This window comes from Halochromatium sp. (assembly GCF_054919635.1).
The window spans coordinates 1-8,651 of record NZ_JBUDPI010000142.1 but is presented as its reverse complement, the minus strand read 5'-3'; the positions used below and the strand labels follow the sequence as shown (position 1 = coordinate 8,651).

6 protein-coding genes are annotated in these 8,651 nt (G+C 62.3%); 3 read left to right on the top strand and 3 right to left on the bottom strand.

Going from position 1 to position 8,651, the window contains the following annotated elements; translation table 11 throughout:
- Window positions 1–75: 75 nt before the first annotated feature.
- Both ACY693_RS10150 and ACY693_RS10145 read right to left on the bottom strand, forming a co-directional pair.
- Window positions 76–1,137, bottom strand: a complete 1,062-nt coding sequence (locus tag ACY693_RS10150; RefSeq protein ID WP_462321713.1) for an AI-2E family transporter — start codon at window positions 1,135–1,137, stop codon at window positions 76–78.
- A 55-nt stretch (window positions 1,138–1,192) separates the two neighbouring features.
- A complete protein-coding gene (locus tag ACY693_RS10145; RefSeq protein ID WP_462321712.1) occupies window positions 1,193–2,380 on the bottom strand; it encodes a 4Fe-4S binding protein in 1,188 nt (395 codons plus the stop codon).
- A gap of 442 nt (window positions 2,381–2,822) precedes the next feature.
- On the opposite strand from ACY693_RS10145, the gene ACY693_RS10140 reads away from it, so the two are divergent.
- The 3 genes from ACY693_RS10140 to ACY693_RS10130 all read left to right on the top strand — a co-directional run bounded on the left by ACY693_RS10140 (window position 2,823) and on the right by ACY693_RS10130 (window position 6,120).
- The gene (locus tag ACY693_RS10140) at window positions 2,823–3,368 is read left to right on the top strand and encodes a cytochrome c3 family protein (RefSeq protein ID WP_462321711.1); all 546 of its coding nucleotides are present in this window, start codon (window positions 2,823–2,825) and stop codon (window positions 3,366–3,368) included.
- On the top strand, window positions 3,365–4,879 hold the full coding sequence (locus ACY693_RS10135) for a multiheme c-type cytochrome (protein WP_462321710.1): 1,515 nt from the start codon (window positions 3,365–3,367) through the stop codon (window positions 4,877–4,879). The genes ACY693_RS10140 and ACY693_RS10135 overlap by 4 nt, the downstream gene beginning before the upstream one ends.
- Window positions 4,880–5,505: 626 nt before the next feature.
- Window positions 5,506–6,120, top strand: coding sequence for a hypothetical protein (locus ACY693_RS10130; protein ID WP_462321709.1), 615 nt, complete (start codon window positions 5,506–5,508; stop codon window positions 6,118–6,120).
- Between the two features lie 45 nt (window positions 6,121–6,165).
- On the opposite strand, the gene ftsH is transcribed toward ACY693_RS10130, so the two are convergent.
- Entirely contained in the window at window positions 6,166–8,373 is a 2,208-nt protein-coding gene (gene ftsH, locus ACY693_RS10125; RefSeq protein WP_462321708.1) for an ATP-dependent zinc metalloprotease FtsH, read from the bottom strand.
- Window positions 8,374–8,651: the final 278 nt, after the last annotated feature.

Sequence of the window (8,651 nt, the reverse complement as noted above, 5' to 3'; positions counted from 1 at the left end):
CCGTGCACTGCTCGGGCCGTCACCCAGACCGATCAGAGGGTGCTGCCTGCGCCTCCCGCCTAGACCTTACTGCTCCTATCGCGTTTCTTTCCGGTGCGGCCCACCGAGCAGGGCGGCCACCCAGCGTGAGTCAGGGAATGCTTCCATGACGATCTTTGCGGTCTTGGTCAAGGGTAGCGACAGCAGCATACCGACCGGCCCGAACACCCAACCCCAAAAGACCAGCGATACAATGACCACCAAGGGTGAGAGTCCGAAGCCGCGGCCCATCAGACGCGGCTCGATGATGTTGCTAATGCCGACGTTGATGGCGATGTAGCCAAGCGCGCACACTAGGGCCGTTCCGGGTCCCTGCTCGACCAGCGCCAGCGCGACGCCTGGAGCCCCAGCAATCACCGAGCCGATGATCGGGATATAGTTCAGTACGAAGGCCAAGAACCCGAGCAACGGCGCGAAATTGATTCCGAGCGCTAGCACCCACAGCAGCACCAAGGCGCCCGTCATCAAGCTGGTGAGGGTCTTCATGCTCATATAGCGGCGTACATCACTGACGACCTGATCGAATTGTCGCCAGAAAGCCGGCGAGAACTCGGGAATACCGTGCAACTTGCCCGGCAGATATTGCGCCTCAAGCAGGATGAACGCTGTCAGCAAGAGCACAAACAGGGCCTGACCGACGAATCCCGTCGCCTTGGTCAGGGATGTGCGCAAGAAATTGAAGGCCGAGCGCCAATCGAATAGCGCCCGGATCTCTTCATCGTCGGCGCCGGTTTCGAACTGATCGAGCCAGACCAACATCTGGTCGAACTGGTCCTGGAAGATCATCTGATAGGCCGGGAGCCGATTTTGCAGGTCGCCGATGCCGATCTGGATGATGATGGCGGTCAGTAGCGAAATGGCGACCAGCGCCAGCAGCAAGATCATCAGCGCGAGCACTGCAGGAATGCGCAGACGCTGCATCGCGAAGAAGGCCGGTGCACAAATGCTCGAAACAAACATGGCCAGCAGCAGTGGCACCAGAATTGGCGATGCCGCTCGCATCCCGGCGACCGCCACGACGAAGGCGGCAAAGATGATGAGCGCCTTGGCTGGGCCGGAGAAGATCGGAGTCGAGGGGTTGACCACGGGCGGCTTCATCGCTCTGGGTTGGTCGAGAGCACAATAACGCTGGAACTTGATCGCTGCGATTCGATCAAGGCCGTCGCCGGAGGCGACCGACACCCCGGCGTAGCCCTTCAGTGATGAAGGGTATCAACCGGCCCTTGTCCCAGAGGATACGGGCAAACAACGCATTGCGATCACGCGGTGGGCGCGGGCGCTGCGCGCGCGGTGCCAGGGTCAAGGCCCCTTGCTCGCAAGCCTGGATGCAGGCGCCGCAGCCGAGGCAGACCTCGGGGTCCACCGCCGCCCAACGCCGATCGGTGATCGAGTCGCGCGCGTCTTCGGCAAGCTTGATGCACTTGGCATTGCAGGCACGCAAGCAGGCGCCGCAGTAGTCACAGCGCTCGGGATCGACCTCAGCAAGGAAGGGCGTCTTGGCGATACCCTCATTAAAGCCCATCTGCACGCCAGCCAACAGCTCGCAGCAACAGCGACAGCAGTTACAGAGGAACGATGGCCGCTCACGGATATTGTCGGTGATGTGGGTCAGGCCAAGCTCACGTGCCTGCTCGAGGATCGCGAGCATCTCATCGGCACTGCGCGGCTCGGCCATGCCGCGGCGAACCAGGAAGCGCGCGCCCTCGCCAAGTACCATGCAGATTGCCTCGACTGGCGCCCCCTGCTGGCAGGTCTTTCCTTCGTGCACCTTCTTGTGCCGGCAGAAGCACATCGTCACTGCATGGAAGTCTGCATCGCGGATGATCTGACGGGCATCTTCCCAACGCGTAATGCGCGACTGCACCGGGATCTGGTCTTCATAGGCCAACGCCCGGGTCAACGGCCACCGACTACCGAAGAACTCGCCGGCCTGCCCGTCCTTGCCCTGCTCACGCAAATACTCGGACATCAATTGCGCCAGCTCGGCCTGAGGCAGATCGCCACGATCGCGCATGAAGCTGAACTCCATGAAGCCGATCAGTCCTGGCACTAGCAGGTAGTAGGTCTCGCTACCGACGGGTAGATCCATCACCAGGCCCTTGTTGGCCATCGACTCCAGAATCCCATCCAGCTCCGCCGGTGGTAGTCCAGTGCGCTCGGCTAGCTCGGCCTGCGTGGCCTCGGTGAGCGGAAAGCGGGCGGCCACCTCGGCCTCTCGCGGATCGAAGAGCAGGCCAAGGATCTGGCGAAGGCGAGGGCTATCGACCAGGCCAATCGGGTAACGGTTGAGCCGGTCGATCAGCGGAACCAACGCTGATTTGTCGCTTAACAGATGTCCCATCTTGATGAATACCTCCAATCGACTCGGGCGCAGCGTGCTCTTGCTCGATCATCGATGACAACCTTGCTCAAGACGGGTGTCAATTCCCAGTCGCAGCCAGGTTGCAACTGTATCAAGTCGTGCTTTCTGGTTCATCAGTCTGCAGCTTGAGCCGCGGTGCAAAACGACCGCTTGCGGTTGATTTCACACCGGTCGCCGGTCGCAGACTGGCCACAGGCTGACTGCTTGGCGATCGCAGCGCCAGGCCCTGCGCCTTATTGCAGCGATCTCGCGTAGCCTGAGGCCGAAGATCCCTACTCTGGCATGTTGGGTGCTTGAGGTGGGTGCTTAAGGCCACGACGAGGGTCGACGCAGCGGCGGGCTTGCCGATCAGAGCCGTTGGAGGAAGGCGGTCAGTCGCAGCGGTCAGTCACAGGGGTCAGTCGCAGGAGGTTGGCAGAGAATGAAGAAGGCGCTACTGGTCATGGCTCTAGCCATCGTCGTCGTCCCTGTGGGCGTCACGGCCTCCTGGATGATCACCGAAGCGTCGCTGAACGCGACCTCGGGCCCGGACTTCTGTACGACCTGCCATACCATGGAGCCTTTTGCTCGCAGCTTCCGGGAAGACGTTCACGGAGGCAGCAACCCCAACGGCCTCGCTGCGCAATGCACCGACTGCCACCTGCGCCACGACAGCCTTGCGAGCTATCTCTGGACCAAGGCGCGCTTCGGTCTTCATGATGTCTGGGCGCAGCTCACCTACGACCTCGAGACGATCGATTGGCAGGCGGGGCTCGCCCACCGCGAGCGCTATGTATTCGACTCCGGTTGCCTGAAGTGCCACCGCGAGCTTGAGGACGCGCGTGGCAACAATCCTGCCTTCGTCGCCCATCGCCCGTATTTCCTCGGTGAGATCGAGAAGAAGTGTGTGAGCTGCCACGCTCACGTTGGGCACCAGGATCTTGCTATGGCACTGCCGCCACCCCCCAACGGAGGAGACTCCCCATGAACAGATGGACGACGCTTGCGATGAGCTTGGCGCTCCTGGCTGGCCCCGCCGCCGGGCAGCCCGAGCCGGCCCAGTCTGAGTCAGCCCAGTCTGATCCAGCCCAATCTGACCCAGCCCAGTCCGACCCGGCCGCGCTCGCCGTGACCCAACAGGGTGCGGCCGAGAAGGACCAGGCGACTGGACAAGGCAAGAGTCAACAGGGCGCCCAACAGAAGGCCCAACAGAAGAAAGGGGAAACGCTCGGGGACCTCAGTCAGCTACAGTCGATAGTTATTGACCGCGGGGTCACCAAGGTGGGAAAGACCTGCGTCGAGTGCCACAAGCAGGACAATCCGGGCATCATCAGCGACTGGAAGCGCAGCCGCCATGCGCACGCTGGCGTTACCTGCCTCGATTGCCATCAGGTCTCCGCGGATGCGCCTAATGCGACCCAGCATGAGTCGCTCGTCGGCACTGATACCTATATCTCCGTCTTGGTGTCGCCAGACACCTGCGGGCGTTGCCATCCGCGCGAGCAGGAGCAGTTCGATCGCAGCGGACACTTTCGCGCCTATCGCCAACAGATCCCTAAGGATGACCTGCACGCCTTGGTTCATATGCACGAAGGTCGCGGACACCCTGAGCTCAGCGCTGCCCCAGACATGACCGGCTGCATGCAGTGTCATGGCACCGAGATCACGCTTGATGACGATGGCCGACCCACGGCGCGAACCTGGCCCAATTCAGGCATGGGAAGTATCTATCCGGATGGCAGCACCGGCAGCTGCAGCGCTTGCCACACCCGCCACCGGTTCTCCATCGAGGAGGCGCGGCGACCCGCGGCCTGTGCGTCCTGCCACCTGGGTCCCGATCATCCGGATATCGAGGTCTACGAGAACAGCAAGCATGGCCAGCTCTACGCGACCGAGGGCCATGAATGGCGCTGGGACTCGGCCGCAGACGCTTGGGAGCCTGGGGATTATCGGGCGCCCACTTGCGCCACCTGTCACATGAGCGGTGTCGGTGAGCTCAGCACGACTCACAACGTCAGCGAGCGGCTGTACTGGAACCTCTGGGCCAAGCGTTCCGACGTGCGGAACTCAGAGGATGTGATGAGTCCGCTGCTCGGCGACGGTCCTGCGGGTAGGGAGAAGATGAAGCAGGTGTGCACCGCCTGTCACGGCGAGTTGCATACCGAGAGCTTCTTCCATCAGGCAGACGCCGCAGTGCGCCTCTACAACGAGGCCTACTGGGAGCCGGCGAAAGAGATGCGCGACGAATTGGCGGCGGCGGGGCTGCTGAAGGATAACCCCTGGAAAGATGACTTCCAGATCACCTTCTACCACCTATGGCATCACGAAGGGCGCCGCGCCCGCCATGGCGCGATGATGGCCGGACCCGACTGGGCCCACTGGCACGGCTTCTTCCAGCTTCAGCAGAGCTTCTACAAGCTCGAGGAGATCCACAAAGCACGGATGGAGACCGGTCAAATCGAGTCCGGGCCGCCGAAGGGCGTTAGCGGCAGCCACTAGATTAGCCCTGGGAGATCGGCACGGAAGATGGGCACTGAAAGATGGGCACTGGGAGGTCCGCCCAAAGACGCGGATCGGCTTCCGATCCGCGCCGCTGTTGAGCCGTCAATTCACAGCCTTTGTGGACAACCCTGTTGATCGCTCATGGATCATTCACCTAATGCATCGACAGGTCAGTGCCTTGCGAGCTGTGTCCTTGAACTGGTCACAGCCCGATCGCGTACGAAGAATCAATTGTTTAGCGTCTTGACTGGATCGGGTTGCGACGAGACTATCGGGTCTTTGTCAACCCCGTGCTTATCCACGACTGCTGTGGATAACCCTGTGCATAGGGCGCTAGAGCCAAGCGACATCGCCTTACCGGCGCTGCAGTTCTGTCATCTGCCTGTCAGATCGGTCATTCTGTGATCACCTTGAACCTCTTGCGATTGCCGCTGTCCCTGTCCGCTGCGGCCTTTGCTGCCTGGGTAGCCTTCAGCGCGGCCCGCCTTCGGTTTGCTCGTCTGGGCTGCAACTCGATCCGACGGCCCAGCGCGCCCAATAGACATCGCCAAGAACGCTGGCGTATCGTCAGTCCCCAGCGATGCTGCTGACTCGACCCCGCACGACTGCGACCCAGCCCAACGATGACCCAAGCAGGACCTGTCCACATCCACACCTATTCCGGCATTGCCTTCGACCTGCAGGACCCGCAGCCCGAGATGGTGCGCCTCGACGACATCGTGCATTCGCTGTCGTTGATGAACCGCTTCAACGGTGCCGCTTTGTTCCCATACAGCGTTGCCCAGCATTCCCTGCACGTGGCCTCGTTGCTACCGGCTGAGCTGCGTCTCGAAGGGCTGCTACACGATGCCGCCGAGGCCTACATCGGCGACATGGTCAGCCCGCTCAAGCAGGTGATGCCGGAATACAAGGCGGTGGAGGCGCGCATCAGTGCCGTCGTCGCCGAGGTCTTCGACTTGGTCTATCCCGAGCCATCTGCGGTCAAGCTGGCCGATCTGGCCGTCCTCGCCGCAGAGCGCGAGCAGGTACTGCAGCCTTCTTACGGGCCCTGGTTCAAAGACTTCCCAGCGCCAGCGCCGATCCATATCAGCGCGCGCGACTGGCTGGAGGTCAAAGCCAATTACGGCGCTGCGCTACACAGCGAGCTTGCGAAGCGCCGCCGAGCAGCAACCGATTCATTGAGCGCTGAGCCGGCGACAAACTCGGGCATCATCGCCGCTCAAGCGCTGTCCCTCTAACGGTGCTCGCTGCTCAGCCCGCTCGAGACGGCTAGTCTGCACGGGTCAATGCTGCTGATTTAGCACCTCGTCGATCTGCTCCCGACCCAAGGTCTCGGCCTCGAGCAAGCGCTTGGCCAAGCGCTCGAGGCGCTCGTGGTTTTCTCCCATGAGTCGTCTGCAGTCCTGCTCGATGCCCTCGATGAGTGACTTGATCTCGGCGTCGATGCGCTCGGCGGTCGTCTCGCTGAACTTCCGCGCTTGTCCCATGGCGAGCATAGGCTCACTGTCGTCCGGATACTTGAACGAGACAGGGCCGATCGTCTCACTCATGCCCCAACGGCTGACCATCCGCCGGGCCAGATTGGTGGCCTGATCAAGATCGGCCTCAGCACCGGTAGTCACCTCGTCGAAGATCACCTGCTCGGCGAGGCGTCCGCCCAACATCACCCCAATGCGATCGCGCAAGTAGTCTTGACGATAGGTGTGACGCTCCTCCGGCGGCACCTGCTCGGTTGCCCCTAGGGCGCGTCCGCGCGGAATGATCGTGACCTTGTCGAGCTGGTCGGCATTCGGCAGCAACCAGGCCAGCAGCGCATGGCCCGACTCATGATAGGCGACCAGTTCGCGCTCCTCGTCACCGATGCCCTGCTCGCGCTCGGCGCCGAGCACGATCTTGTCGCGTGCCTGCGAGAACTGCGACATGTCGACCACGCCCTTCTTCGCGCGGCCGGCGAGCAGTGCGGCCTCATTGACCAGGTTCTCGAGATCGGCGCCGGAGAAGCCGACCGTGCGCTCGGCAACGCGCTCCAGATCGACATCCTCGCCCAAGACGATCTTGGCGGCGTGGATCTTGAGGATCGCCTGGCGGGCGTCCCGGTCGGGTAGCTCCAAGTAGACCTTGCGGTCGAACCGTCCAGGGCGTAGCAGGGCATTATCGAGCACGTCGGGCCGATTGGTTGCGGCGAGCACCACGACATCCTCGTGCGGTGAGAAGCCGTCCATCTCGTTCAAGATCTGATTCAGCGTCTGCTCGCGTTCGTCGTTGCCACCGCCACCGCTGGCCATGCCGGCGCCGCGCGAGCGACCAATGGCGTCGATCTCGTCGATGAACAACACACAGGGGCTCTGCTTCTTCGCATCGTTGAACAGATCGCGGACGCGCGAGGCGCCGACGCCGACGAACATCTCGACGAACTCTGAGCCGCTGACGTTGAAGAAAGGCACGCCCGCCTCACCGGCTACGGCACGCGCGAGGAGTGTCTTGCCGGTACCCGGCGGTCCGACCAGCAGCACGCCCTTTGGTAGCTTGGCACCCAGGGCGCGGAAGCGCTGCGGATCAGAGAGATGGTCGATGATTTCCTGCAGGTCGGCCTTGGCGTTCTCGAGTCCTGCGACCTCCTCGAGACTGGTGTCGACCTCTTCAGACTCGACGCGCTTCGCCTTGGACTTGCCGATCCCAAAGAGTCCACCGCCCTGGCCATCGCCACCACCGCCCATCATCCGTCGCTGCATGCGATTGCTGATGTAGAGGAACAGGCCGAGGATCAGCAGCCAGGGCAGCAGGGTCATCAAGACCCGGCCGAAGAAGCCCGTCTCCGTCGGCTCGGCATCGATCTCAACATGATGCTTCTCAAGGAGATCCAGGAGCCCCGGATCTTGCACCTGGGGTAGCGTGCTAATGAACCTACCACCGAGCTGCTCGGCGTCGCTGTTGCCAGCCTCGGCCTTCGCATCGGCTTTGGTATCGGGCTCAGCGCCAGCTTGAGGTCCAGTTTCCCCTTTGACTCTCGATTCAGCTCCGGCTCCGGATTCGGATTCGGCTCCCGGTTCCGATTCGGATTTGGCCGCGCTCGCATCCTTATCCTGGGTCTCGCCCTGGGTGTCGCTTTGGGTCTCGCCCTGAGCCTTGCCTTGAGCCTTGCCCGAGCCGCTGTCTTGCGCGCCGTCTGTGCTGCGCTGGCTTTCCTCCGACTCGAGGAACCGCCCGCTAACCTGCTCGCCCTCGAACGTGATCTGGGCAACACGCCCATCGCGAACCGCCTGCTTCAGCTCGGTATAGGAGATCTCCTCCGGCGCCGGCGAGCGGAGCAGGCTCAAGACCGTGGACAGCGCGAAGATCGCGATCAGCGCATAGAGGGCATTCTGCCAAGGTGGTCCGCCGCTGGGATTGGTCGGGCCGGGCTTGGTTGGATGGCCAGAATCTGGCTTCAGGTCCTTGAGTCGGTCTTTGAGGCCGCGCTTGGTCTCGGACTGTTGTTCATCGCTAGACATCGGATCTCCCATGCATGGCGATCTGGTTGTCCAGATCGCTGTCGGCTCTGTAAGCAAGGGCTCGGTAAGCAGGAATCGGACCGGTTTAAGTCAGCAATCGAACCGGCTGTCTGAGGTCTGAAGCTCGCAGATGCCTGGAATCTGCAGCTGTGACGTCGGCTGTTCGGCGCTCTGGTTCATATGCCGCAGCCCTGGGGCCTATGGCCCAGCCCGACTGGCGGCATTTAACCTAGAAAGAGCAGTTGGACGGTCGTCAGGGTGCGTCCCGCGCGGTGTCC